Genomic DNA, 25,211 nt, shown 5'->3' with positions numbered 1-25,211 from the left:
ATCGGTGGGGGCCGTTTTGCGCGAACGTACCGCACTGAAAGCGTCTGAGAAATCACGTTAAGTGAAGAACACTCGTGTGAGGGAAGAACGTTCTCAGGAGGGCCGTACAGCGGCAACACTTCGACGCTGTACGGGCCGACGTACGGCCGTGGATGCCCGATGAGGAGGGGACCGCCGCACATGGGCAGGACCGAGTACTACGACGACCCGAGCGCCCCCAAGGCCAACACCCTGATTCCGGCGAGCAATCTGCTGGTCGTCGACGAGAGCGGCGCCATCTTGCTCCAGCGCCGCCGGGACACCGGCCAGTGGGCGCTGCCCGGCGGCGCCCAGGACATCGGCGAAACCGCCGCGGAGTGCGCGGTACGCGAGTGCCTGGAGGAGACGGGGATCGTCGCCGAGATCACTGGCTTCCTCGGCGTCTACACCAACCCCCGCCACATCGTGGCGTACACGGACGGCGAGATCCGCCAGCAGTACGAGAACACCTACATCGGCCGACCTGTGGGCGGCGAGCCCACCATCAACGACGAGGCAGACGGTGTCCGCTTCGTCCAACCGGTCAACCTGGACCAGTACGACATTCACACCAGCATGTGCCAGCAGATCGGTGACTATCTCGCCGGCACGTATCCCTATCTCGGCTGAACGTATCCGTTCGGGGAACGGCCCGGTGCCGACCCCCGAACGGAAGCTGGCTCAGCCGTTGGTGATGGTGGAGTACGTCCATACGTCAGCGGGCATCTCGTGCTGGAGGTCCCAGACGATCCCCATCGGCTTGCTGCCCTCGTGGGACACGTACTCGGCAGGGCCAAGGAGAAGCCAGGGCTGAGGGCCGCCGATGTCGGTCTTCTTGTAGCGGCGGACGAAAAGGAGCACATGAGAGCCATCGGCCTGGTGGCTCTGATAGCGGCGGCCCGTCGCTGACGTCTCTGAAGTCCGGTTCTGGGACTCCCAGTGGAAGCGGAGCTCGTTCAGGGCGAAGTCCCGATAGCGGGTCTGGGGGGAGAAGTCCTTCTCGTCCTTCTCAAGGGTGATGAACAGAGCATCGGTACTGATCCCCTCACACCACTTCACGCCCTCCCGGAAGTGTCCGGGGAGGTCACGGTCTACGAAGGCCTGCCCCAGGGCAGGGAGGATTTCTTCCCTGCTGTAGGAAGCGTGGACGGTCAGCGGAAGGCTTTCGAGGGGACCCGCCAGTTTGATCGGGACGTGGTCGAGCCGATCCAGCACGTGTGCCAGTACCTGACGGATCTCACTTCGGACGGCAGGGTGGGGGCGGAGCGATTCCAGACCTTCCTCGAAGCTACTGAAGCCGCTCAGCGGCCATAGCGAGAAGTAGAGCATCCGGGCGAACGCCTGATCGCGCTCACTCAGGAGGCTGTATCGCGGTGCGTCGTCGGCCAGCAAGTCTGAGTAGGCTCTGATCCGTTCAGGATCATCGGCGTGCTGGAAAGCCGTTACTCGCTTCAGAAGCGCTTCTTCACCCTGGGGGATTTCCTCGGACAGCAGGCCTGAGCGACGGAGAAGTCCGGTCCACGATCCTCCGTTGCTTCGATAGATTTCCTTGAGCTCGCGACCGCTCTCCCTGAGGTATGCGGTGAGATCAGAAACTCCGTCACGCCTGACTTCCTGTGCGAGCTGAGCGACGTTGACACTGAGTTGATTGCGAATATTGTCAATGATCAGTTCCTTGGCCTTCGGTTCAAGGATGATCTGACAACCGGAGGGAAGTTGAGGGAAACCTTGCTCAACGCTGGAGAGGAGACGCTTGCGCGTCAGATTGGTCAATGCCCGGAACTGCTCCTCGAAGCGGAATTCCTTGCGGTGCTGTCCGATGAAGTCCAAGACCGTGAGCACCGCCTTAGTCTCTGTGCGGCGAACTTATTGGTACCAGGTGTCTCTGACGCACCTTGAGTCCCTGCCCGATGCTCTGGCTCGGCCGACTCAACGCTCCGAGGCGTCCCGCCAGTAATCGGCGAGCATCTCACCCGGCCATGTCGGCTGGGTGAGGGGGCCGCGCGGCAGCATCTCCTCGAACACCGCCACGAGATCGATGACCTCAGTGCCCTCGTCGGCGTCGAGGTCCGTCACGTGGAGATCGAGACCGTCCACCTTGAGCAATCTCGGGAAAGAAGTCGCGATCCGGGCCGGGCGGCGGTGGTTGTGGTGGACGAAAGTACCGGTGGCGGGCCACGCGGGATTGTCGCGGGGACTGCGCGCATGAAGGGCGACGTCGTCAGGAGAGCCGAGGTTGAAGAACCATGTGACCTGGAGGTGGGAGAACTCCTCGATGCCTCGCAGCGTTTCCACGGGGAATTCGGGCCTCAGGCGGATGATCGACCGTACGCCGCCTTTGAAGTCGTCACGTCGTCCGACATGACCTCCGATGACATCGGCGATGACTGGTACTTCGATGAACTGAGCGGACACGACTGCCCTTTCCTCCTCCTCGGCGGTGCCACCCGTGGAGCTCGGCGGCTCGGCGGCGTCAGGTTACTCGCCGCAGTACGCTCCGGGCCCGCGCGTTCACTTCCGAGGCACCGGGGATGCCTCGGTTACGGAAGGGGGAAAGAGCCGCGCACATGGTGGCGGCTGCTTCACGGGTCCTGCCGGACTGGACGCCGTCCATGGCGTCGAGCGCCCTGGACCAGGTCTGGCAGGCCGCGTCGATGTTGCCCTGCCCCGCTTGGGCCGTGCCCATGTAGCCGAGGGTGACGGCATGGGTCCTACCGAAGGAGTCGGCCCTACGGCGACGGACGCTGTCGCGGAAGTAACGGAGGGCGCTGTCGAGGTCGCCCAGGGCCCACAAGGCGCGAGCCGTCTCGTGGGCGAGAGAGGCGTCTTGGAAGAACCAGACCCGTCGAGGCTCTGAGTCGCCGGGCCGGGCCTCGCCGAGATCCGTCTCGGCCCGGTGGATCGCGGCGAGGGCCTTGTTCCGTTGGCCGTCCGCGGCCAAGGCCCGAGCGCGCACGATTCCGATCAGAGCGCGTTCTCGTGGGGTGGCATGGGCGTACCTGTTGCGCTCGACGGATGCGTGGGCGAGGTCAAGGGCCGCCTTGGTGTGCCCCAAGTCCATGGCCTGATGGGCCATCGCCCGCAGGATGTGCCCGGCGAGGGGGGCGTCGTCGGCCTCGGCGGCCAGCCTTAGCGCGAGGGTGAAGTGGCGTCGTGCAGCTTCGTGTTGGGAAGCGTCGAATCCCATCCACCCTGCCACGTAGACGACTTCTGCCGCAGCCGAGTACAGCGAGCGGCGAGCCTTCTCGCCGTTGAAGACCCCGCTGACGTATCTGGCGACGTCGTCGACGATGTACTGGTGCAAGGCGGTCCGGCCGTCCACACCTCCATGCCGTTGATCGCGCTGGGAGAAGAACTCAGTCATCTCGCGAATCGCCCGTACTTCGGTCTCGCCGACCCTGCGGTTCGTGCTGGTGGGGCGAGAGCGAGCTCGTTCCGGAGCCTCGTCCCACCAAGAGTCCTTGGGAAGTGCTAACCCTCCGACGGAGTAGGCGGCACCGGCTAGGAGCCGGCGACGTTCGCGATCCATGCTGCTTCTCCCCAGGTCGAGCAGAGTGGTCAAGGTGTCCGCAGCCCACTCGAACTCAGTGGTTTCGTTCGGGAGCTTCCTCGCGAGACCGATCTCCGCAAGTGTCACAGGGCGTGTCAGGCGCCGCGACAGCGTTTCACGCAGGATGTCACCCGCTCGCCCCCGGGGCTGGGTGCCAGCGATCCACATCGCGATGTGCGAGCGCTTGACGGTGAGCAGTTCCTTGACCCCGGCCTCGGCGGCCACTCGTACCAGGGCAGCCGCCACAGCTGTCTGTGACCAGCCCGTTTCCGCGATCACCGAGGCCAAGGCCTCGTTCCTGCGCGCCATGCTGCGCCTCTCTTCACAAGAGAACGATCTTTGACGGGTTTGACGGCATCGAGGCCTGGACGGGGGTGTCCGCCCGCCGCGAATCACGGTTCGCTGAGGGAACACGAAACCACCAATCAGCGACGCCGGGAGGCCGACTGATGACTTTCAGTCACGTGGGTGATGGCGATGTGTGGGGCGAGCCAACCCTCGTCCCTGCCGCCCCGAACGGGCGGGATGCGCGAGGGGAAACCCATGCACCACCGTCGTGGCCTCCTGTCCCGGATGCGACGGCCGGTCCTGCGGTTTCCCGTCCCACGGGGCACCCCGCGTACTTTCAGACCCTCCCGCGCGAGCCGAAGAGCGCGATGGCCGCCCGCGGGCTGGTGCGCACGGCGCTGACGGTTTGGAGGCTGGAGCCTCTGATCGAGGACGCCACTCTCGTGGTCACCGAACTGGTTTCCAACGCGGCTGACCACGGTCGACTTCCGTGGATCCGCGTGGGTGTCGCGAGGCCCTCCACTCACGTGGCGCGCCTCAGTGTGGCCGACCGGTCCAGAGTCGTCCCGCCCCGGAGAACGGTTGTGGACGACGATCACTTTCGGGGGAGGGGGCTGTTGCTCGTCGACGCTCTCGCGCTGGGGTGGGGAACCGAGCAGTACCCGTGGGGCAAGCAAGTGTGGGCCGAGTTGGGGAAGGGTGGGGCGGCGTGAAGAGCGCGGACGGTTGCGTGGTGCGTAAGCCGTGGGAGCTGTCGTTCCTCGCGGAACCAGGGGAGGTCGCGGGGCTCCGCCGCGTGGTGCGACTCCATTTGAAACTCTGGGGACTTTCTCGGCAGAGCGATACGGCCCAGCTCTGTGTGAGCGAGCTGGTCTCTCGGGTGATTCGACAGGGAGGAGCGGGCACCCCGACATCGCTCCGCTTTTCGATGAGCGGCACTTCGTTGCGGATCGAGGTCCGGGATGCCGGGTGGCACGTGCCGCCGACGCCCACCGCACCCGCCGCGGAGATGGACACCGGTCTCACTCTGGTGGACGGGGTCACGGACCGTTGGGGTGTTCTGTGGGAACCGGAACACAGGGTCACCTGGTGTGAGATCTCCACCGACCTTACGGCGCCCCACGGGCACAGTGGTGATGCTCGCGTCATGCGAGCGGAAGCCATGCTCCGCCTTTACGGCGCTGTCGCCCTCTCCAGGCCGGGCGCGGCGAGTCGGCTGACGGTGGCCGCGACCAACCGTGCGGTGATCGAGGTGATCATCGACCTTCTCCGCTGGGTGGACGCTCACGGGTGTGACGCCGACGACATCCTTGACGCGGCTCAAACGCGCTTTGAGGCCGGACGCTGAGGAGATCGAGAAGGTGACGAGGTAGGACCAGCCCATATCCGCGATGAGAAGCCGTGATCTAGATTCTCCGCATGGGGATGCGAGATTTGCTCGGCGAGGTCACGAGCACGTACGACCGCACGGCTGGTTCGAAGCGTGAGGTCGTGGGACAAAAGGTGTTGAGGGGCGTTGCGAGCCGTACGGATCTCTCGCTTCCGCCGGGGTTCAAGGCCAAGGGGCACGGGGGGCAGGCCAGCCCTGCGGCGACTCCATGGATCGGCGTCTTCGATGAGGGAGGTATGTGGGACCCCAAGAAGGGTCTGTACCTCGCCTATATCTTCAGCGCCGATCTGAAGAACGTGGCGCTGACCTTGCAGCAGGGGATCACCTGGCTGGAAGAGCATCTGGGGAAGGGCCGCGCGCGGGAGGCGCACCTCCGTCATCACGCGGCGCGACTTCGCCGGGCCGTGAGGCGCCAGGAATGCCTTGACTGGGTGGACGAACCGATACTCCGGGACGGGGCGACGCGGCCGAAGGCGTATGAGGCCGCCAGCGTGATCGCCAAGGTGTACGACACCGCCGCGCTTCCCAGCGACATCACGCTGATGGAAGACCTCCTGCTGGGCGTCGAGTCCCTTCGGCGGGCTGAGGAGTTCGACCGCGTCTGGTGGATGAGCGGTGGTACAGACGCGATCCAACTGGCCTATGACCTCGGCGGACACGCCTCTGTTCCGCAAGTCGCCACCTCACCGGCAGACTTCGACCCACTTGCTGACTTCCAGCCGAAGGACAGCAGTGAGTACAAGGTGCAGATCAAAGCCCGGCAGCAGGTGAAACAGCGCGTCCACGAAGAGCTGATCAAGGACTTCGGCCTCTACATCGTGGAGTGCGGATATCAGCCCATCACGCTACGGCAGCACCCCAAGGACTTGGTCCTGAAGAAACCGCAGGAGCCCGGAGCGCGGGAACCCGAGTGGTTGGTCGAGGCGAAGGTCGTGCGCAATGGAAACGCGACGATGGCGGTCCGTGAGGCGTTGGGCCAGCTCTTCGAGTACCGCCATTTCCTGTATCAGAAGGAGCCGGAACCTTTCCTCATAGGATTGTTCTCCGAGGGGATCGGCGCTTACGTCCCGTATCTGGAAGAGCAGGGCATCGCCTCGATCTGGCGGTCCGAGGACGGATGGGACGGATCCCCCAAAGCGCGGGCCTGGGGGATGACGACCACATAGCGGCGCCTTCAGACGGAGGAGCCCCCGTGGCACCCCCCGTAAACCCCCTCGCCCCCGCACCAGCACCCTTCGCCCCAGGCCGGGGGCCAGGTCGTGGCTCGGCCTCGGGCGGCGAGGGTGGTGGCGTACTGGGGGAGGAGGGCCGGGGTCGCGGGGTGGGTGGATTCCGAGGCGGCGAAGGCTTCGTAGGAGGGGACCGTGGCGCGGACGATGCCCAGGTTCGGGGTGCCCGCCTGGGCGAGTTCGCGGAGGGAGGCTTCCAGGTCGGTCAGATGGGCCGTGTACGTGGGGTACTCCGCCTCCAGCTCCGGGTAGGCCGTCAGCAGCTCGTCCAGTTCCGCTTCCGGCCAGTGGAGGACCGCCACCGGGAAGGGGCGGGAGAGGGCCGTCCGGTAGGTGCCCAGTTCCGAGCGGAGCCGGGTGATCTCCGCCTGGAGCTCCGCCGGGTCCGAGGAGCCGAGGGCCCACAGCCGCTTCGGGTCGTGCAGCTCGTCCAGCGGCACCTCCGCCGGGTGCAGCCGGTCCGCCTGGTCGTCCCAGGTGTCGTGCGGGAGCGCCAGCATCCGGCGGACCCGGTGCCGGGTCGTCAGGAGGGACCGGGTGGCGTGCGGGAGTTCGTCGGAGACGGCCAGCAGCGTCGCCGCCTCCGTCAGCGTCGACTCCGCCGCCTCCAGTTCGTCGTGGGCCTCCAGCGTCTCCGCCACGATCTCCCACGCCGCCGCGTCCGTGGGCTTGGCCCACCGCACGCCGTCGATGATCGCGCGGGCCTCGGCCTCATGGCCGTACTCCCACAGGTTCGCCGCCTTCAGCGCCCTGATCAGTACGGGGTTCGCGGGGGACGCGGACAGCAGGTCGTCGTAGAGCACGGTGGCGCGGGGGCGGTCGCCCGCCAGCTCCAGGTGGGCGGCCGCCCGCAGGAACAGCGGCTCCCTGTCCCCGGGGTACTGCGTCGCGGTGCGCAGCAGTCGCTCGGCTTCGGTGGTGTGGGCGGCAGGCGTGTCGGGGCGCATGGTCTCCACCGTACTGCTGTGCGGGCCTGGAGAGTTGGCGCGTCGGCGCCTATCGTGCCTCGGGTGCGGGCACGGAGGGGACAGCGGGTGCCGGTGGTCGTCCAGGGACGGGGGCGGCGCCGTGCCGGTGCGCGCGTGCTGTGGGTCGCCGCCGAGACCGTCGTCACCTGTGGTGTCGTCGTCCTCCTCCTCGTCGTCCACCAGCTCTGGTGGACCAATCAGGAGGCCCGCGCCGAGGCCCGTGACCAGGTGCGGGTGCTGGAGCGGCAGTGGGAGGCCCCGGTCCCGGGCGAGGTCCCCGGAAGCCCGTCGCCGTCCGTCTCCCGGCCGGATCCGGGGCGGCCCACCGGACCGGGCCCGGATCCGGAGCCCGTCCCGGCCGGGTCGCCGGACACCGCCGGGCCCGGGACCGCGGGAGCCTTCGCCGTCCTCCGCATCCCCCGGCTCGGTCTCACCGTGCCCGTCGCGCACGGCGTCTCCAAGCGGTCCGTCCTCGACCGGGGCTTCGTCGGGCACTACCCCGGCACCGCCGACCCCGGCCGGACCGGGAACTTCGCGCTCGCCGGGCACCGCAACACCCACGGCGAGCCCTTCCGGTACGTCAACCGGCTGGTGAAGGGCGACGAGATCACGGTACGGACCCGGGACGCCACGTACGCCTACCGCGTCGACCGGATCCTGCCGCGCACCGCGCCCCGGGACGTGGGGGTCATCCGGGCCGTGCCCCGCTCCCTCGTCCAGCCGTCCTACGGGTACACGGCCCCCGGCGCCTATCTCACCCTCACGACCTGCACCCCCGAGTTCAGCAGCGCCTACCGGCTCGTCGTCTGGGCGAAGCTGGTCCCGGCGGGGTGACCGGACGCGGGCCCCGGCCGCCGGGACCGGACCCAGACGGTTCTCGTACGCTCCTTGGGCGGGACGCGGAGCGGCTCCGGCTCCGTGCGGCCCCTGCGGAAGAGGGAAGCCCCTCCTGGTCGCGAGCGTTCTGATGGTCGACATGCCGCTCCCCATGGGGGAGATGCCATGGCCTATCCGAATGCCGCCGGTGGCGTGCCCGTCCCCGGACTCGGCCCGGGGTGCTCCGTGGCGCTGGCCGCCCGTGCGGCTTCGCCGGTGCCCCTCGCCCGATGGCTGTGGCCGACCGGCGGGAGGACGTCACCGACGCGGCCCTCGGGACAGGCCGAGGGTGACCGCCGCGCCGGTCAGCGCGAGCGCCGCCGCGACCAGGACGGCGGTGTCGGGGCCCGTGCCCGTCGTTGCCAGGGCCAGCGTCAGGGCCACGCCCGCCGAGGAACCGACGTAGCGGGCGGTGTTGTTGGCGCCCGAGCCCATCGCCGCCCGCTCCGGCGGCACCGAGTCGACCGCGAGCCGGGGCAGGGCCGCGTTCAGGAGGCCGCTGCCCGCGCCCGCCACGAGCAGGCCCGGCAGCAGCCGGGGCCAGGACCCGGCCGCGCCGTCCAGGGTGCCGAGCAGCGCGAGGACCCCCGCCGCCGACAGGACGAAGCCCAGCGCCAGTTGGTACGGGGCCGAGAGCCGGCCCGCGAGCCGACGCGCCTGGAGCGCCACCACGAACGCCGTCCCCGACCACAGCACGAACAGCCACGCGGCCCCGAGCGGTGACACCCCGGCCCCGCTCTGGAGCAGCGCGGGCACCACGCTGAACAGGCCGATCACCGCCAGACCCGTGAACAGCGCCCCCAGCGTCGAGGCCAGGAACGCGGGCCGCCGCAGCAGCGCCAGGTCCACCATGGGCGCCCGGCTCCGGCGCTCGACCGCCACGAACAACGCGGTCAGGGCGGCGGATGCCAGCAGCAGAAGGCCCACCTGGGGCCGCAGCCAGCCGTCCCGGCCGAGGGTGAGCCCGGTCAGCAGCGCCGCGAGCGCGAGCCCGAACGCCGCCGCACCCGCGAGGTCGGGACGGGGGCGGGGGGTGGTTGCGGTTGCGGGGGAGGGGTGGGCGGCCCGGGGGGCCGGGGGAACCTCCGGAGCGGGGGCGCTTCCCGGGGCCGGGGCGCTCACCGAGGCCGGTCCGGACCCACCGACCGGCCCGCACCCCAGGCCCGGCGCGGCCCCGCCCGCCCGGCCCGTGCCCAGCGTCCTCGCGCCCACCGCCGCCGTCGCCAGGGCCGCCGCGCCGAGCACCCCGTACGCGAGCCGCCAGTCCAGCAGGCTCAGCGCGCCCGCGAGCAGCGGGCCGAGGGCGATGCCGCCGCTGACCGACGCTCCCCAGATCCCGGTCGCCCTGATCCGGTCCCGGCCCGCCGGGTAGGCCTCGGCGAGGAGTCCCAGGCTGCCCGCGAGGACCGCCGCGCTCGCCGCGCCCTGGGCGATCCGGGCCGCCGTGAAGGCGACCGTGCCGCCCGCGAGGGCGCCGAGCGCGGTGGTGAGGCCGAGGGCGAGGGTGCCCAGGAGGAAGATCCGGCGGCGCCCGTGCGCGTCGGCGAGGCTGCCGGCGACCAGGAGGAGGACGGCGAGGCCCAGCGGGGTGCCGTTCAGCAGCCACGCCTGGGCCGAGGCCGGGGTTCCGAAGGCGGCGGCCATGTCGGGGAGCGTGAGCATCGGCGCGGTGTAGTTCATCAGCGCGACGGCGGTGGCCGCGGCGGTGACGGCGAGGACCCCCCGGGGGCGGGTGCCGAGGGGCGGGGCGGAGGCGGGAGCGAGGGACGCGAGTCGGGGCACGGCGGGAACCTCCACCTGTGGGTTCGGTGAACGAACTCGGTAGATGAACTCACCGTACCAGCAAGGTTCACTGAATGAACCTGCATTGGGTAGGATGGATGCCATGGCTCTCGGCAAGGACTACGCCCACCAGCAGTGCTCCATCGCCCGCGCCCTCGAAGTCGTCGGCGAGCGCTGGACCCTCCTCGTCGTCCGCGACGCCTTCTACGGCGTCCGCCGCTACAGCGACTTCCTCGCCCACCTCGGCGTCCCCCGCGCCGTCCTCGCCGCCCGCCTCCAGGCCCTCGTCGACGCCGGGGTCCTCGAACGGCGCCGCTACCAGCAGTCGCCCCCGCGCGACGAGTACCTGCTCACCGGGCGCGGTCTCGCCCTCTGGCCCGTCCTGCGCTCGCTGGGTGCCTGGGGCAGGGCCGAGGCCCCCGGGGCCGTACCGGTGCGCCACTTCCATCACGCCGACTGCGGTACGGAACTCGGTCCGTACGGCGAGTGCCCCGCCTGCCGTGTCCCGGTGCCGCCCGCCGACGTCGAGATGCGGCCCGGTGCCGCGCTGGACCGGGACCCCGCCGACCCCGTCAGCCGCGCGCTCCTCCACCCCCGCCGCCTCCTGACCCCACTGGAACACGCGGACGCCTGAGACCGGACGCGCCCCGAGTGCGCGTCCGGGGGCGCCCGGGGCCGGTGCAGCCGGGTCGCCCACGCCCGTCAAGGGGACCGTGTGCGAATATCGAACGAGTGAACCCGTGACGCCCGTCCGCCCGGAGGGAACTTCCGTTCCTTCCCGCGCGTCCTCATCGCGGGACACCGCACGATCCGCAGCCGGGAGAGGAGGGCAGGCCATGACCGTCAGGGACCTCTTCCCGCGCGTCGTCGCACCGCTGTTCTTCCTCCTCGCCCTCGCCGACCTCCTCCTCTCCGACGGCGCGAGCGTCTCCGCCGCCGTCGCCCTCGCCGCGACCACCGTCGTCTGCTCCCTCTTCGGAGCGCGTACGGCCCGTGCCGTGCCGACCACCGTCGTCCGCACCGCCATCCGCGACCGCGAGCTGCGCACCGCCTTCCTGCCCCAGCGCGACCCCGACGCGGCCGGACGCCGCAGACCCCGCGCTCCCGGCCGTCTCCTCCCGACGGCCGCGTAGGGAGCCCCCGCACCACACCGCACCACCTCCGACCGGGCCCCGCGCGGATCCGTCATGCCGAGAACCCCTTTTCTCCCCGGCACGACGAGACCCCACGGAGGGCTCCCCCTTGTCCGTCTTCGCTTCCCTGGTCGAGTGGCTCGCCGACCTGCTCCAGCCGCTGTTCGCCGGTACCGCGACGGCCGCCGCGATCATCCTCTTCACCGCGCTGGTCCGGCTCGCGATCCACCCGCTGTCCCGGGCCTCCGCCCGGGGGCAGAAGGCCCGCACCCGGATCGCGCCCCAGCTCGCCGCGCTCCGCAAGAAGCACGCCAAGAACCCCGAACGCCTGCGGAAGGAGGTCACCGCGCTCCACGCGCGCGAGAAGGTCTCGCCCTTCGCCGGAATCCTGCCGAGCCTGCTCCAGGCGCCCGCCTTCTTCCTCATGTACCACCTGTTCTCCGGCGGCCGGATGACCGGACACGCGCTCTTCGGCGCGCCGCTCGGCAACCACTGGGCCGACGCCCTCGCGGACGGCGGGCTCCTCGGTCCGGCCGGGCGGGTCTACCTGGCCCTGTTCGCGCTGGTCGCCGCCGTCGCCACCTTCACGTACCGGCGCACCAGGCGGCAGCTCGCCGCCCAGCCCCTCGACCTGGGCGAGCAGGCCCCGGGCATGGGCGCCCTCACCAAGATCATGCCGCTGCTCTCCTTCGGCACCCTGGTCACGGTCGCCGTCGTCCCGCTCGCCGCCGCCCTCTACGTCGTCACCAGCACCACCTGGACCGCCGTCGAGAGGTCCCTGCTCTTCCGGGACCGGGGGGAGAGGGAGGGCCGAGCGGAGGGGCCGGAGAAGGGCGTCGCCGCCGTCGCTACTCGCGCGTAAGGGTCCACGGGCTGAACGGGGTCTTGCCGCATGACCCGTTCTCTTGGAGGATCGGCCGATCCTCCGATGGCCGCACTCCATCGGCCGGGGCATCTCGGGGCCCTTCCCGGGCCCACCTCGACCACAGGGAGAAGTCCATGAAGCTGCTGCGCGTCGGCCCGCCGGGGGCCGAGCGGCCCGCCCTGCTCGACCAGGGCGGGACCCTGCGCGACCTGTCCGCCCTGGTCGACGACATCGACGGCGGTCTGCTCGGCGACGCCTTCGCGCTCGACCGGGTCCGGGCCGCCGCCGGGGCCGGGGTCCTGCCCCCGCTCGACGCCACCGGGCTGCGCGTCGGCCCGCCCGTGGGCCGGATCGGCAAGGTCGTGTGCATCGGGCTGAACTACCACGGCCACGCGGCCGAGGTGGGCGCCGCGATCCCGGCGGAGCCCGTCGTCTTCCTCAAGGCCTCCGACACCGTCGTCGGCCCCGACGACACCGTGCTCGTGCCGCGCGGCTCGGTGAAGACGGACTGGGAGGTCGAGCTGGCGATCGTCATCGGCCGCACCGCCCGCTACCTGGAGACCGACGAGGAGGCCCTCGCGCACGTCGCCGGGTACACCGTCGCCCACGACGTGTCCGAGCGCGAGTTCCAGATCGAGCGCGGCGGCACCTGGGACAAGGGCAAGAACTGCGAGACCTTCAACCCGCTGGGCCCCTGGCTGGTCACCGCCGACGAGGTGCCCGACCCGCAGGCCCTCGGCCTGCGGCTCTGGGTCAACGGCGAGCTGAGGCAGGACGGGCACACCTCGGACCAGATCTTCCCGGTCGCCCGGGTCGTGCGGTACGTCAGCCGGTTCATGACCCTCTACCCGGGCGACGTCATCAACACCGGCACGCCCGCCGGGGTCGCCATGGGGCAGCCCGACCCCAAGCCGTACCTGCGCGCCGGTGACGTCGTCGAGCTGGAGATCGACGGGCTCGGACGGCAGCGGCAGGAACTCAAGGGAGCCTGACGGGGGCCGGGTCCGGGGCCCGGCCGGACGGTGATCCCCGGCGAAATCGGCGGCGTCCCCGCGTGGGGCGTCGCCTTTTTCGTGCTCTTTTTTGCATATTGCCGGATATGGAACGAAAAACGCATGAGCAACGACGTGATCTGCGCCGCCTCGCCGCCATCGCCGCGTCCACGGTCGGGGCGACCGCCCTGGTCGGCGCGCTGGCCGTGACCGGCTGGGCCGAGCCGTTGCCGGGCGGCCTCGGTCCCTGCAAGCCGGGCAACTGCCCCGCCACGTACCCGGGCCTCGGCAGCGGACCGGTCCAGTACCGCGACAACAACATCAACGTCTTCGTCGGCGGTGACTTCCGCGTCCGTGGGGGAGCGGCCGAGGCCGAGGGCAAGGTCGTGGTCCTCGGCGGCTTCGACATGAACAAGCGGGCGGGCGCCTCCAGCATCTACAACGTCGGCGTCGCGGGCGTCGGCTCCCGCGTCCCCCCGGACGACGGCACCGACTTCCTCACCGTCGGCAAGGACCTGAAGGTCGCCTCCGGCCAGCGGCTGCTCGCCGAGGAGGGCACGATCAGCGGCGTCGTACGGTACGGGGGAACGCTCTCCGGGACCGTGATCCCGACCCCCGTGAACGACTCCGGGGCGGCGGACCCGTACACCGCGCTGCGCGGTCGGCTCACCGGGGCGAGCCAGTGCTACGCGTACGTGAACGGGGCCTCCCGCACCCCCACGGGCACCGCCGTCGACAACGGCGGCGAGACCCTCTTCACCGGGGACGGCACCTCGAAGCTCCAGGTCTTCACCGTCGACTTCGACCTCCAGTCCGCGAACGGCGGCCAGCAGGGCATCCGGTTCACCGGCATCCCCGCCGGTGCGACCGTCCTGGTCAACGTCCTCGGCGCGAGCCGTACCGTCGACTCGTACATCGACCAGCTGCCGGACGGTCTGCGCGAGCGGGTCCTGTGGAACTTCCCGGACGCCACGACGGTGAAGTTCGAGGGCACCGCCCAGTTCGCGGGCAGCGTGCTGATCGGCAACCAGGCCAGCACGGCGACGATCACGATGCCGGGCATGAACGGCCGCTTCTTCACCACCGGCGACCTGACGCACGCCTCGGAGCAGGGCGGCGGCGGGGGACAGGAGTTCCACGCCTACCCCTTCGACGGAGATCTGCCCGACTGCGCGGAGCCGACCCCGACCCCCACGGAGCCGACCCCCACCCCCACGGAGCCCACGCCGACCCCCACGGAGCCGACGCCGACCCCGACCGAGCCCACCCCGACCCCCACCGAGCCCACGCCCACTCCCACCGACGCGACCGACGGCGGTACGTCGAACGGCGGGACGGACGGCGGGACCGACGGCGGCTCCGGCGACAACGGCGGTGACGGCGGCTACGGGGACTCCAGCGGCGGCCACCACGGTCCCGGCGGCCACCTTCCCGACACCGGCGCGGGCACCGGGGAGATCGTGATGGGCGCCACCGCCGTCGCCCTCGCTCTCGGAGGCGGCGCGCTCGTGATCGTCAGCCGCAAGCGGCGACGGACGAACTGAGCGGAGGGGGAAGGGCGTTCACAGCGTCACCGTGACGCCCTCGCGGGCCGAACGGCGGGCCGCCGCCAGGACGTCGAGGGCCGCCGCCGCCTCGTGCGCCGTCACCGGGTTCTCCCCGGTGCCGCGCAGGGCGGCGGCGACGGCCGCGTAGTACGCCGGGTAGTCGCCCGGCAGCGAGGCGACCGGGACCCCGCCGCCGGTCAGCGGCGACTCGCCCGCGCCGAGCCTGCCCCACAGCTCCTCCGGCTCCTCGCCCCAGGCGGCCCCCGGCACCGGCCGCAGCCCCTCGCGCAGCGCCGCCTCCTGCGGATCGAGCCCGTACTTCACGAAACCCGCGTCCCGCCCGAGCACCCGGAAACGGGGACCGAGCTGGGCGGCGGTGGCACTCACGTACAGATGGGAGCGGACCCCGTTCGCATGGGTCAGCGCCAGGAAGGTGTCGTCGTCGGCCTCCGCACCCGGCCTGCGCACGTCCGACTCGGCGTACACCGCCACCACCGGCCCGAACAGCACCAGTGCCTGGTCGACGACATGGCTCCCCAGGTCGTACAGCAGACCGCCGATCTCCTCCGGCGCGCCCGACTCGCGCCAGCCGCCCTTGGGGCGCGGACGCCAGCGCTCGAAGCGCGACTCGAAGCGCTGGACCTCGCCGAGCGCGCCCTCGGCGAGGAGCCGGCGCAGGGTGCGGAAGTCGTTGTCCCAGCGGCGGTTCTGGAAGACGGAGAGCAGCAGGCCCCGCTCCTCGGCGAGGGCGGCCAGGGCGCGGGCCCCGGCGGCCGTCCCGGCGAGCGGCTTGTCCACGACGACGGGCAGCCCGGCCTCCAGGGCTGCGGTGGCGACGGCGACATGCGTCCTGTTCGGGGAGGCGACGACGACCAGGTCGAGCCCGTCCGTCCCGTCCGCCCACAGCTCCTCGGGAGAGGCGGCGACCCGGACGCCCGGATGGGCGGCCCGCGCCCCGGCGGCCCGCTCCGGGTCACGGGTGGTGACGGCGGCGAGCGTGAGGTCCTCGGAGGCGGCGATCAGCGGGGCGTGGAAGACCGAGCCCGCGAGGCCGTAGCCGACGAGCCCGACGCGCAGGGGAGTACGGGGGGCGGCGCTGCCGGTGTGGTCCGTGCCAGTCATGCACCTCACTTAAGCAACGGTGTTGCCTAAGTGCAAGCGGCGGCGACAATGGACCGGTGAAGACGGACCTCGGCGGAGTGAACGTACCGGCGCTGCGCAGCCACAACGCGGCGCTCGTCCTCGACCTGCTGCGCACGGCGGGCGAGACCGGCATCAGCCGCCTCGAACTCGCCGGGCGCACCGGCCTCACCCCCCAGGCGGTCAGCAAGATCACCGCCCGGCTGCGCGCCGAGGGCCTGGCCGCCGAGGCGGGGCGCCGCGCCTCGACCGGCGGCAAGCCCCGGACGGTGCTGCGGCTCGTCCCCTCCGCCGGGCACGCCGTCGGCGCCCACCTCGACCGCGACGAGCTGACCGTGCTCCTGGTGGACCTCGCGGGCACGCCCGTCGCCGTGCGCCGGAGCGCCCTGGACCTGGGCGCGGGCCCTGGCCCGGCCCTCGACACGGTGACGGACGAGGTCCTGCGGCTCCTGGCCGACGCCCCCGGGCCCGTCCTCGGCCTGGGCGCGGCCATGCCGGGGCCCCTGGACCACCGCGCGGGCGTGCCGGGCCGCGTCACCGGCTTCCCGCAGTGGGCGGGCCACCCCGTCCGCGCCGAACTGGCCCGCCGCACCGGGCTGCCCGTCGCCCTCGACAAGGACACCAACGCCGCCGCCCTGGGCCTCGCCCTGCGCCCCGCCGCCCCCGGCTCCTTCGCCTACGTCCACCTCGGTACGGGGCTGGGCGCGGGATTCGTCCTCGGCGGGGCGCCGCTGCGCGGGGACCGGACGGGCGCGGGCGAGCTGGGCCACCAGACCGTGCTGCTCGACGGGCCCCCGTGCGCCTGCGGCGGGCGCGGCTGTCTGGAGGTCCTGTGTCTGGCGGCGGTCGCGCGCGGCGACCTGGCCGGGGCCGCGCGGCTCCTCGGCACCGGGGCCGCGAACCTCGTCCGGCTCCTCGACATCGACCGGGTCCTCCTGGGCGGCCGGGTGGCGCTGGCCGCGCCGGAGGTGTTCGCGGAGGGGGTGCGGGAGGTCCTGGCCGGGCTGGGCCTGCCGACCCCGGTCGAGGTGACGACCGGCCGGGACACGGTGGCCGAGGGAGCCGCCTGGCTCCCCCTGACCTCCGTCTTCGGGACCCGCGCGGGCGGGGTGTCGAGCGAGGGGTGAGGGGGTCACGGGTGACGGGCCGCGGGCCACGGGTCCGAGTGCGGCGTGACGGGTGGCGGGTGACAGGTCACGGGTGACGGCCGGGGCGGTCGGCGCGGGACCGGTCAGAAGAAGCGGCGGACGAAGACGTCGGAGGTGCCGTTGGTGTCCCCGGGGACGATGCCGTCGGCCGCCGACTGGAAGACCACGTCCCGCCCGTCGGCGCTGACCGAGTCGGTCTCCGCCGTGGCGGGCTGGTCGGAGACGGTCTCGTCGGTGCCCGTCCGGAGGTCACGCAGGACGAGTGAGGGTCCGCCCGTGCCGTTCGGGGTGTACAGGAGATAGCGGCCGGTGGGGTCGATGGCCACGCCCGTCACGTTCGGCACCAGTTGGGCGGTGCCCGAGCCGACGTCGTGGACGTAGGTGTCGGAGCCCGAGAGGTAGACGACCTTGCGGCCGTCGTCGCTGAGCTGGACGAGCGACGCGCTCCGGGAGGGGCCGTCGACCGGGGCGGACGTGGTGCCGGTGGTCCGGTCCCACAGGTACACGTCCGCCTTCTCCAGGTTCTGGTAGGCGAGGTAGCGGCCGTCGCCGCTGAGGGACGGCCGGGCCGGAGCCGAGTTGTTGGCCAAGGAGACGGAGACGGAGCCGCCCTCGCGGTCGGCGACCACCACCTGCCGTCGCTGTCCCGGCTGGGCCAGACCTCCGTAGGCGAGGTAGCGGCCGTCCGAGCTCAACGACGGCTCGTTGCAGCGGTGGCAGCTGACGGGCAGCGTGCCCAGGTCCAGCGAGTGCTGCTGCATCCGCTGGGCGGTCATCCCCTGCGCCGGAGCGGTGGCGGCGACCTGCCTCCCGTCGCCGCTGATCGCCGGGGTCCAGCTCTCGATCAGGGGCACGGTCCTGGTCAGGCCGGTCCGCCGGTCGCGGACGTACACCTCGTTGCCGCCCTGCGGCGGGCCGTTCTTCAGCGAGGTGAAGACGACGCTGCGGCCGTCGGGTGTGATCGAGGCGGCGCCGTAGCCCTCGTCGGTCGCGACGCTGATCCTCTCGACACCGGCACCGAGATCGACACCGGCATCCGCACCGACACCGGCACCGGCATCCGCACCGGCGCTGAGGCCGCCCCTCGCGGTCGTCGGTCCCGCTGTGACGGCCGTCGCGGCCGTGGGTGTCACGGTCGCGACCGCGCAGACCACCAACGCCGTGCTCAGAACGACTTTCGCGCGTCTGGACGTGCTCCGGATCGGCTTGCTCTTCATTCCTGTCCTCCTGGACGTGGTTGCTCCGGCGGTTCCGCCGAAGCCCCCAGGGATGCAACCCGCGATAGCCCTATGAGGTCAATGGGTCACATGACGTAGTGGGGAACACTGCTTCGGTCGTGCCGAGAGTGGTCAGCTCCGGCCCTTGAAGTTCCCTCCGACTTCCGCGCTCCTCCGCGCCTCTTTCCCCGCCCCGCACCAAAGGGCGCGCGTATCAGCCGACCTTCGTACCATCCGCTGATCGGACCGCACGTCCCGCTCGTCCGAGGGACCCCGCCGGTGCCGTCGCCCCTTCCGCCCCCGCCCCCGTGGCAGCGTCGCGGCCGACCCGTACGCCCGCGAGCAGCAAAGGCCCGGCCCCATGGCATCAGCCCCCCTGCGACCGCGCAGCGCCCGTCCCCTCACGGCAGCCGCCGCCCTCGTGGCCGCCGCCACGGGCCCCCTCGCCCTGGCGGCCCCGGCACCGGCCGCACCGGCCCCCGTCGTCCTCACCGCCCCCACCGGCGGCCCCGCCGCGCCCGCGCCCGATCCCCCCACCCCCGTCTGCGGCACCCCGTCCGGGCCCGCGTTCCCGCTGGTCGCTCGCATCCGGGGCGGGCCCGCCGACTATCCGGCGGGCGGGGCCTTCCAGGAGTGGTGGCTGGATCTGACCAACACCACCAGCGCCTCCTGCTCCGGCATCCACCCCGTGCTCGTCCTCGCCGACCGCGAACGGGTCCTGCGGCCCGGACAGATCCGCTTCGAGTTCTACGACGAGGGGGCCGCCCGCTGGCGCCCGGTCGCCTTCGAGGCGACCGACGAGGCGGAGAGCGTGGGCGCGTTCACCGGCTTCGGCGGCTTCGCGGTCCCCGCCGGAGGGACCCTCGCCGTCCCCGTACGGCTCGCGTTCCGCGCCGGGACCGCCCCCGAGGAGGTCGTGGTCAGCGCGGCGGTGGTGCAGCGCCGGGGTGCCGACGGCGACTGGGTCGGCGAGTCCGGCGACTACCGGCTGAGCGTCGGCCCCGCCGGACCCGACGGCGCGGCCGAGCCGGACACCCCCACGGCGACCGACGCCCCCACGGCAGCCGACCCCCCCACGGCGACCGACGCTCCCGCCGACACCCCCGCCGACCCCTCCGCCTCCGCCTCCGCCGACACCCCCGTCGGCACCTCCGCCCCGGGCGACGGGCCCGCCCGGCCCCCCGTACCTGACACATCCGGCGGCCCCAGGCCGCCCGCTTCCACGCCCCGCCCGCCCGTCGGCACCGCCGTGCCCGAGCCCGTCGAGCCGGACCCGTCCGGCATCTCCGCCCGTCCCGAACTCGCCCAAACGGGAAGGGAGTCGGAGGAAACGGCCCGGCGTGTCGCCCCGTACGCGGGCGTCCTCGTCCTGCTCGGCGCCGCTCTGGTCCTCGCCGGGCGCCGGTTCCGGCACCGCCGGGTCACCCCGCGTACACCTTCCCGTTCATCCCCGTCTGCGACCATCCCCCGGTGAACTACCAGAGCACCCCCGGCGGTCCCGTCCGTTCCGGCGTCCCCGAGCACGGCCGTGTGCCCAAGTACTACGCGGTGAAGGCCAAACTCGCCCTGGTGGTCGACGAGTTGGGGGAAGGCGGGCTGCTGCCCACCGAGCGGGAACTCGCCGTCCGGTACGAGGTGTCCCGGGAGACCCTGCGGCAGGCGCTGCGCGAGCTCCTCCTGGAGGGGCGGGTGCGCCGCCAGGGCCGGGGCACGGTCGTCGCGGGCCCCAAGCTCGAACAGCCCCTCTCGCTCGCCAGCTACACGGAGGGCGTACGCCGCCAGGGACTCCGCCCCGGCCGCGCCCTGATCTCGCTCGACCGCTTCCCCTGCCCGGACGCGCTGGCCCCCGAGGTCGGCGCCGAACCGGGCGATCCCGTATGGCACATGGAACGGCTGCTGCTCGCCGACGACGAGCGGGTCGGCCTGGAGAGCACGTACGTCTCCGAGGCCCGCGCGCCCCGGCTGAACGCCGAGTTCGACCCGGACTCCTCCTTCTACGCCTACCTCCACGACCGGCTCGGCATCACGTTCGGCGACGCCGACGAGCGCATCGAGACCGTGCTCGCCACCCCCCGCGAGGCCCTGCTGGTGGGGACCCCGCCCGCGCTCCCGATGCTCCTGCTGCACCGGCTCTCCCGGGACACCTCGGGCCGCCCCCTGGAGCGGGTCCGCACCCTCTACCGGGGCGACCGCTTCAGCTTCACCGCCCATCTGGGGCGCCAGGGCTGACCCGGAAGGGCCTGTTCCAGCCACCCTTTCTATCACGAAAAGGTAACGGGTCTGGTCCAAGCTTGTCGGGCCGTTCACCGTCCCGTCGTCCACCCGCCCCGCCCGGGACACCCGCCGCCGCGACCGTCGACGGCATGAAGGTGATCGTCGTAGGGGCGGGCGTGGTGGGAACCATGCACGCCCGGCAAGCAGTGGAACGCGGCCACGAGGTCGTACACATCGAGCGCGAGGCCGAGGCGCGCGGAGCCTCCCTCCGCAACTTCGGCCAGATCTGGGTCAGCGGACGGGCGGGCGGCGAGGAACTCGACACCGCCCTGCGCGCCCGGGAACTCTGGGAGGGCATCGGCGCCCGCGTCCCCGGACTCGGCTTCCGGGCCACCGGCTCCCTCACCCCCGTACGGAACGCGCTGGAACTCGCCGTCGCCGAGGCCGCCGTGGCCCGGCCCGACGCCGCCGCCCGGGACTACCGGCTGCTCACCGCGGCCGAGGCCCGAGCGGTCAACCCGGCCCTGCGCGGCACCTTCGAGGCCGCCCTGTGGTGCGGGCGGGACGCCGCCGTCGAACCCCGCACCGCGCAACTCGCCCTCCGCGAGGCCCTCCTCGCCACCGGGAAGTACACCTTCCTGCCGCACCGCGAGGTCCGTGACGTCGTCGGTGAGAACGCCGTCCGCGACGACCGGGGCGAGATCCACCGGGGCGACGCCGTCGTCCTGTGCACCGGAGCCTGGCTCTCCGGACTCGTCCGCGAGGTCGCGGGCGAGGTCCCCGTCCGCCGCGTCCGCCTCCAGATGATGCAGACCGACCCCCTCGGCGAGCCGCTGACCACGTCCGTCGCCGACGCCGACTCCTTCCGCTACTACCCGGCCTACGCCTCCGACGCCCTCGACGCGCTCCGGGCGGGCCAGCCGCAGGACCCCACCGCCGCCGCCCACGGGATGCAGCTCCTCATGGTGCAGCGCCTCGACGGCGGACTGACCATCGGCGACACCCACGAGTACGAACACCCCTTCGCCTTCGACACCCTCGAAGACCCCTACGAGCACCTCACCCGGGTCGTCGAGGCCTTCCTCGGCCGCCCGCTGCCGAGGATCCGGCGCCGCTGGGCCGGGGTGTACGCGCAGTGCGCCGACACCACCCGGGTCGTGCACCGCCAGCGGGTCCGCGACGGCGTGTGGCTGGTGACCGGACCCGGCGGCCGGGGCATGACCTGCTCGCCCGCCATCGCCGAGACGACCGCGAACGAACTGGGCTGGTGAACACCGTGACCACGACCACGACCACGACCACGACTGAGACTGCGACAACACCGACTGCGGCTCCGGGGCCCAGGAAGAACCTCGTCGTCCTCGACATGGCGGGCACCACCGTCGCCGACGACGGCCTCGTCGAACAGGCCTTCACCGTCGCCGCCGAACGCCTCGGCGAGGACCCCGCGACGATGATCGGCCACGTCCGCGCCACCATGGGCGAGTCCAAGATCTCCGTCTTCCGCCACCTCCTCGGCGGCGACGAGGACCGCGCCCGGCAGGCCAACCGCGCCTTCGAGGAGGCCTACGGGGAACTCGTCGCCGACGGCAGGATCGCCCCGCTCCCCGGCGCCGCCGAGACCGTCGCCACCCTCAAGGAGCAGGGCCGGACCGTCGTCCTCACCACCGGATTCGCCCGGGTCACCCAGGACGCCATCCTCGACGCCCTCGGCTGGCGGGACCTCGTCGGCCTCACCCTCTGCCCGGCCGACGCGGGCGGCCGGGGCCGCCCGTACCCCGACCTGGTCCTCGCCGCCCTCCTCCGTACCGGCGCCGTCGACGACGTCCGGGGGATCGCGGTCGCCGGAGACACCTCGTACGACATGCTCAGCGGCGTCCGCGCCGGTGCCGGGCTCGTCACGGGCGTCCTCACCGGCGCCCACGACCGGGCCGCGCTCACCGCGCACGGCGCCCACCACGTCCTCGCCTCCGTCGCCGGACTCCCCGCGCTCATCCAGGAGTCCGAGGCATGACCAGCGGCATCCGCTTCGACGCCGTGTCCGTCGCGTACGGCGGCACCACCGTCCTCGACCGCCTCGACCTGACCGTCGAACCCGGCGAGGTCATGGCCCTCCTCGGGCCCTCCGGCTCCGGCAAGACCACGGCGCTGCGGGCCGTCGCCGGATTCGTCCGGCCGGCCTCGGGACGGGTGTTCATCGGCGACCGCGACGTCACCGCCCTCCCGCCGCACCGGCGGGGCATCGGCATGGTCGTCCAGCAGTACGCCCTCTTCCCGCACCTGCGGGTCGACGCCAACGTCGCCTTCGGCCTCAAGGCGCGGAAGGCCCCCAGGGCCGAGATCCCCGGCCGGGTCGCCGAGGCCCTGGAGATGACGGGCATGGCGGCCTACGCCCACCGGTACCCCCGCGAACTCTCCGGCGGCCAGCAGCAGCGCGTCGCCATCGCGCGGGCGCTCGCCATCCGCCCCCGGGTCCTCCTCCTCGACGAGCCGCTCTCCGCGCTCGACGCGCAGCTGCGCTCCGGGATGCTCGCCGAACTGGCCAGGCTCCACCGCGAACTGCCCGAGGTGTCGATCCTGTACGTCACCCACGACCAGATGGAGGCGCTCACGCTCGCCGACCGGATCGCCGTCATGGACAAGGCCCGCCTCCAGGACTGCGGCACCCCGCAGGACCTGTACCGCAGGCCCCGCACCGCGTTCACGGCCTCGTTCGTCGGCAACGCCAACCTGCTGCCGGTCACCGTCACCCCCGAAGGAGCCGCCCTCGGGGGGACCGCCCTGGAGGTCGCCACCGACGGCATCGCGCCCGGCGCGGGCGCCACCCTCTGCGTCCGGCCGCACCTCGTCGGCCTCGGGGACGGACCCAACGCCCTGCGCGGCACGGTCGCGGAGGTCCAGTGGCGCGGCTCCACCCACCGCCTGTACGTGGAGGTGGCCGGGCACCGGATCAAGGCGGACGTCCGCGAACTGCGGGAGACCCCGCCGCCGGGCACCGAGGTCACCCTGCACTTCGCGCCCGAGGACGCGGTGCTGCTGGGCGCGGGGGTGTCCGATGGGTAGCCGCACGGGCCTGACGGGGAAGCGGGTCCCGCCGAGGGCCCCCGCGCCCGCGCCCGCCTCCGCACCTGGTCCCGCCCCTGTCCCCGCGCCCGCCTCCGTACCCGCGACCCCACCCGCCTCAGGACCCGCCTCCGAGCCCCCCGCCACCCGGCGGGCGGTCCCCGGCTGGGTCTGGGCCCTGCCGCCCGTCGCCGTGCTCGCCGTCGCCTTCCTCTACCCGCTGGCCCTGGTCGTCCAGGAGTCGCTGGCCCCGGGGGCGTACGCCGACGTCCTCGCCTCGGCGTCCTTCCGCGAGGCGCTGGTCACCACGGTCTGGCTGGCCGTCGCCTCGACCGCGGGCTGTCTCGTCCTCGGCTTCGTCCTCGCGGTGGTGATCGCGTTCGTGCCGTTCCCCGGCGGGAAGGCGGTGGCCAAGTCCATCGACGTCTTCCTCTCCTTCCCCTCGTTCCTGATCACCCTCGCCCTGCTGTTCCTCTACGGCAGGGTCGGCATGGCCAACGGCCTCTGGACGGACGTCACCGGCGAGCCCACCGGGCCCTTCCGGTTCCTCACCACCCCGTGGGGCGTCCTCCTCGCCGAGATCACCTACTTCACCCCGTTCGTGATGCGGCCCCTGCTCGCCGCCTTCTCCCAGCTGGAGACCGCGCAACTGGAGGTGGCGTCCTCCCTGGGCGCCCGCCCGGCCCGGATCGTCCGGCAGGTGATCCTGCCCGAGGCGCTGCCCGCGCTCGCGGCGGGCGGCAGCCTCGTCCTCGTCCTCTGCCTCAACGAGTTCGGCATCGTCCTCTTCACCGGGGCCAAGGGCGTCACGACCCTCCCGACGCTCGTCTACGGCAAGGCGATCCTGGAGTCCGACTACGCCGCCGCCTGTGTCGTCGCCGTCGTCAACATCGCCCTCTCCGTCGGCCTGTACACCCTCTACCGGGGGGTGAGCCGCCGTGCTGGTGCATAGCCGCACGGGCCGCCGGGCGGTCCGGGCCGTCTTCGCGGTCCTCTTCGTCCCGCTCTTCGCGCTGCCCCTCCTCGTCATCCTCACCGCCTCCTTCGCCACCCACTGGTCCGGCGCCCTCCCCTCGGGACCCACCACCGCCCACTACACGGCGGCCGTCCGGGGCGAATCCCTCCGGGCGCTCACCACCAGCCTGGTCACGGCCGTCACCGCCAGCCTGGTCGCGCTGACCGTCGGCACCTGGGCCGCGCTCGCCGGAGCCGCCCTCGGCAGGAAGGGCCGCAAGATCCTCGACGCCCTGTTCATGCTGCCGGTGGCGGTGCCCTCGGTGGTCGTCGGCCTCGCCGTCCTCGTCGCCTTCTCCCAGCCGCCGGTGCTCCTCAACGGCACCCGCTGGATCGTGGTCCTCGCCCACACGGTGCTCGTCACCTCCTTCGCCCACCAGTCGGTGTCGGCCGCGATCCGGCGGCTCGACCCGATGTACGAGCAGGCGGCGGCCAGTCTCGGCGCCCGACCCTCGTACGTCCTGCTCCGGGTCAGGCTCCCGCTGCTCCTGCCGTCCCTGACCGCGGCGGCCGGGCTCTGCTTCGCCCTGTCCATGGGGGAGCTGAGCGCCACGATGATGCTCTACCCGCCGGACTGGGTCCCGCTGCCGGTGCTCGTCTTCACCTCCACCGACCGGGGTTCGCTGTTCACCGGCTCGGCGCTGGCCGTGGTCCTCATGACCGCGACCCTGCTGGCCCTGCTCGCCGTCTCCCGCATCCGCACCAGAGCCTCGTTCCGCTGAGGCTCCTCCCTCTTTCCTCCAGAGCTTCTTCCAGACCTTCCAGACCTCCTCACCT

Annotated in this window: 24 protein-coding genes and 1 pseudogene; 18 read left to right on the top strand and 7 right to left on the bottom strand. The window is 72.3% G+C overall.

Annotated elements, in window-relative coordinates:
- Nucleotides 1-180: 180 nt before the first annotated feature.
- Nucleotides 181-648, top strand: a complete 468-nt coding sequence (locus ACIO92_RS21710; protein ID WP_402282767.1) for an NUDIX hydrolase — start codon at nucleotides 181-183, stop codon at nucleotides 646-648.
- Nucleotides 649-699: 51 nt separating this feature from the next.
- Here the strand turns inward: ACIO92_RS21710 and ACIO92_RS21705 are convergent.
- From ACIO92_RS21705 to ACIO92_RS21695, 3 genes and pseudogenes are all read right to left on the bottom strand, one after another.
- Nucleotides 700-1,884: pseudogene (locus tag ACIO92_RS21705) on the bottom strand (DUF3427 domain-containing protein); the annotation flags it as partial.
- 63 nt (nucleotides 1,885-1,947) lie between these two features.
- Entirely contained in the window at nucleotides 1,948-2,433 is a 486-nt protein-coding gene (locus ACIO92_RS21700) for a TrmO family methyltransferase (RefSeq protein WP_402282769.1), read from the bottom strand.
- A 58-nt stretch (nucleotides 2,434-2,491) separates the two neighbouring features.
- The gene (locus tag ACIO92_RS21695; protein WP_402282771.1) at nucleotides 2,492-3,877 is read right to left on the bottom strand and encodes a Tat pathway signal protein; all 1,386 of its coding nucleotides are present in this window, start codon (nucleotides 3,875-3,877) and stop codon (nucleotides 2,492-2,494) included.
- Between the two features lie 347 nt (nucleotides 3,878-4,224).
- Between ACIO92_RS21695 and ACIO92_RS21690 the strand changes: the two genes are divergently transcribed.
- The 3 genes from ACIO92_RS21690 to ACIO92_RS21680 all read left to right on the top strand — a co-directional run bounded on the left by ACIO92_RS21690 (nucleotide 4,225) and on the right by ACIO92_RS21680 (nucleotide 6,412).
- On the top strand, nucleotides 4,225-4,569 hold the full coding sequence (locus tag ACIO92_RS21690; protein ID WP_402596760.1) for an ATP-binding protein: 345 nt from the start codon (nucleotides 4,225-4,227) through the stop codon (nucleotides 4,567-4,569).
- On the top strand, nucleotides 4,566-5,204 hold the full coding sequence (locus ACIO92_RS21685) for an ATP-binding protein (RefSeq protein WP_402282773.1): 639 nt from the start codon (nucleotides 4,566-4,568) through the stop codon (nucleotides 5,202-5,204). The genes ACIO92_RS21690 and ACIO92_RS21685 overlap by 4 nt, the downstream gene beginning before the upstream one ends.
- A 71-nt stretch (nucleotides 5,205-5,275) precedes the next feature.
- Entirely contained in the window at nucleotides 5,276-6,412 is a 1,137-nt protein-coding gene (locus ACIO92_RS21680; RefSeq protein WP_402282774.1) for an MrcB family domain-containing protein, read from the top strand.
- An 8-nt stretch (nucleotides 6,413-6,420) separates the two neighbouring features.
- On the opposite strand, the gene ACIO92_RS21675 is transcribed toward ACIO92_RS21680, so the two are convergent.
- Nucleotides 6,421-7,422, bottom strand: coding sequence for a hypothetical protein (locus ACIO92_RS21675; protein WP_402282776.1), 1,002 nt, complete (start codon nucleotides 7,420-7,422; stop codon nucleotides 6,421-6,423).
- Between the two features lie 63 nt (nucleotides 7,423-7,485).
- On the opposite strand from ACIO92_RS21675, the gene ACIO92_RS21670 reads away from it, so the two are divergent.
- Nucleotides 7,486-8,277 (top strand): class E sortase, encoded by a 792-nt coding sequence (locus tag ACIO92_RS21670; RefSeq protein ID WP_402282778.1) that lies wholly within the window; start codon nucleotides 7,486-7,488, stop codon nucleotides 8,275-8,277.
- Nucleotides 8,278-8,577: 300 nt separating this feature from the next.
- Here ACIO92_RS21670 and ACIO92_RS21665 read toward each other — a convergent pair whose 3' ends face one another.
- On the bottom strand, nucleotides 8,578-10,101 hold the full coding sequence (locus ACIO92_RS21665; RefSeq protein WP_402282779.1) for an MFS transporter: 1,524 nt from the start codon (nucleotides 10,099-10,101) through the stop codon (nucleotides 8,578-8,580).
- A gap of 94 nt (nucleotides 10,102-10,195) precedes the next feature.
- Here ACIO92_RS21665 and ACIO92_RS21660 point away from each other — a divergent pair, with 94 nt between their 5' ends.
- From ACIO92_RS21660 to ACIO92_RS21640, 5 genes are all read left to right on the top strand, one after another.
- Nucleotides 10,196-10,735 carry a winged helix-turn-helix transcriptional regulator gene (locus ACIO92_RS21660; RefSeq protein WP_402282781.1) on the top strand — a complete coding sequence of 180 codons (540 nt, stop codon included), beginning with the start codon at nucleotides 10,196-10,198 and terminating at the stop codon, nucleotides 10,733-10,735.
- A gap of 202 nt (nucleotides 10,736-10,937) precedes the next feature.
- Nucleotides 10,938-11,234: a DUF6412 domain-containing protein gene (locus ACIO92_RS21655; RefSeq protein WP_366441073.1), complete on the top strand. Its 297-nt coding sequence runs from the start codon at nucleotides 10,938-10,940 to the stop codon at nucleotides 11,232-11,234.
- Nucleotides 11,235-11,343: 109 nt separating this feature from the next.
- Nucleotides 11,344-12,096 carry a membrane protein insertase YidC gene (locus tag ACIO92_RS21650; protein WP_366441074.1) on the top strand — a complete coding sequence of 251 codons (753 nt, stop codon included), beginning with the start codon at nucleotides 11,344-11,346 and terminating at the stop codon, nucleotides 12,094-12,096.
- A 137-nt stretch (nucleotides 12,097-12,233) separates the two neighbouring features.
- Nucleotides 12,234-13,091, top strand: coding sequence for a fumarylacetoacetate hydrolase family protein (locus ACIO92_RS21645; RefSeq protein WP_366441075.1), 858 nt, complete (start codon nucleotides 12,234-12,236; stop codon nucleotides 13,089-13,091).
- Nucleotides 13,092-13,198: 107 nt separating this feature from the next.
- Nucleotides 13,199-14,635, top strand: coding sequence for a choice-of-anchor A family protein (locus tag ACIO92_RS21640; RefSeq protein ID WP_402282784.1), 1,437 nt, complete (start codon nucleotides 13,199-13,201; stop codon nucleotides 14,633-14,635).
- An 18-nt stretch (nucleotides 14,636-14,653) separates the two neighbouring features.
- Here the strand turns inward: ACIO92_RS21640 and ACIO92_RS21635 are convergent, their stop codons facing one another.
- Nucleotides 14,654-15,760, bottom strand: a complete 1,107-nt coding sequence (locus ACIO92_RS21635) for a Gfo/Idh/MocA family oxidoreductase (RefSeq protein ID WP_366441077.1) — start codon at nucleotides 15,758-15,760, stop codon at nucleotides 14,654-14,656.
- A 56-nt stretch (nucleotides 15,761-15,816) separates the two neighbouring features.
- Here ACIO92_RS21635 and ACIO92_RS21630 point away from each other — a divergent pair, with 56 nt between their 5' ends.
- Nucleotides 15,817-16,905 carry an ROK family protein gene (locus tag ACIO92_RS21630; RefSeq protein WP_401237295.1) on the top strand — a complete coding sequence of 363 codons (1,089 nt, stop codon included), beginning with the start codon at nucleotides 15,817-15,819 and terminating at the stop codon, nucleotides 16,903-16,905.
- A 104-nt stretch (nucleotides 16,906-17,009) separates the two neighbouring features.
- On the opposite strand, the gene ACIO92_RS21625 is transcribed toward ACIO92_RS21630, so the two are convergent.
- Nucleotides 17,010-18,059: a TolB family protein gene (locus tag ACIO92_RS21625; protein WP_402282786.1), complete on the bottom strand. Its 1,050-nt coding sequence runs from the start codon at nucleotides 18,057-18,059 to the stop codon at nucleotides 17,010-17,012.
- 445 nt (nucleotides 18,060-18,504) lie between these two features.
- Here ACIO92_RS21625 and ACIO92_RS21620 point away from each other — a divergent pair, with 445 nt between their 5' ends.
- From ACIO92_RS21620 to ACIO92_RS21590, 7 genes are all read left to right on the top strand, one after another.
- Nucleotides 18,505-19,617 (top strand): hypothetical protein, encoded by a 1,113-nt coding sequence (locus ACIO92_RS21620; RefSeq protein ID WP_402282788.1) that lies wholly within the window; start codon nucleotides 18,505-18,507, stop codon nucleotides 19,615-19,617.
- Nucleotides 19,614-20,372, top strand: a complete 759-nt coding sequence (locus tag ACIO92_RS21615; RefSeq protein ID WP_366441081.1) for a GntR family transcriptional regulator — start codon at nucleotides 19,614-19,616, stop codon at nucleotides 20,370-20,372. The genes ACIO92_RS21620 and ACIO92_RS21615 overlap by 4 nt, the downstream gene beginning before the upstream one ends.
- 134 nt (nucleotides 20,373-20,506) lie before the next feature.
- Complete coding sequence (locus tag ACIO92_RS21610) at nucleotides 20,507-21,628, top strand: TIGR03364 family FAD-dependent oxidoreductase (protein WP_366441082.1); 1,122 nt, start codon at nucleotides 20,507-20,509, stop codon at nucleotides 21,626-21,628.
- Nucleotides 21,625-22,371, top strand: a complete 747-nt coding sequence (locus tag ACIO92_RS21605) for a phosphonatase-like hydrolase (protein ID WP_402282791.1) — start codon at nucleotides 21,625-21,627, stop codon at nucleotides 22,369-22,371. Before ACIO92_RS21610 ends, ACIO92_RS21605 begins: the two co-directional genes overlap by 4 nt.
- Nucleotides 22,368-23,420 carry an ABC transporter ATP-binding protein gene (locus ACIO92_RS21600; RefSeq protein ID WP_366441084.1) on the top strand — a complete coding sequence of 351 codons (1,053 nt, stop codon included), beginning with the start codon at nucleotides 22,368-22,370 and terminating at the stop codon, nucleotides 23,418-23,420. The genes ACIO92_RS21605 and ACIO92_RS21600 overlap by 4 nt, the downstream gene beginning before the upstream one ends.
- Nucleotides 23,413-24,372, top strand: coding sequence for a 2-aminoethylphosphonate ABC transporter permease subunit (locus tag ACIO92_RS21595; protein WP_402282794.1), 960 nt, complete (start codon nucleotides 23,413-23,415; stop codon nucleotides 24,370-24,372). Before ACIO92_RS21600 ends, ACIO92_RS21595 begins: the two co-directional genes overlap by 8 nt.
- Complete coding sequence (locus ACIO92_RS21590) at nucleotides 24,359-25,156, top strand: ABC transporter permease subunit (protein WP_366441086.1); 798 nt, start codon at nucleotides 24,359-24,361, stop codon at nucleotides 25,154-25,156. Before ACIO92_RS21595 ends, ACIO92_RS21590 begins: the two co-directional genes overlap by 14 nt.
- The last annotated feature ends 55 nt before the right edge of the window (nucleotides 25,157-25,211 follow it).

It is taken from the genome of Streptomyces sp. NPDC087215, from assembly GCF_044744885.1.
GTDB lineage: Bacteria > Actinomycetota > Actinomycetes > Streptomycetales > Streptomycetaceae > Streptomyces.
This window is presented reverse-complemented; position numbering and strand designations above follow the sequence as displayed.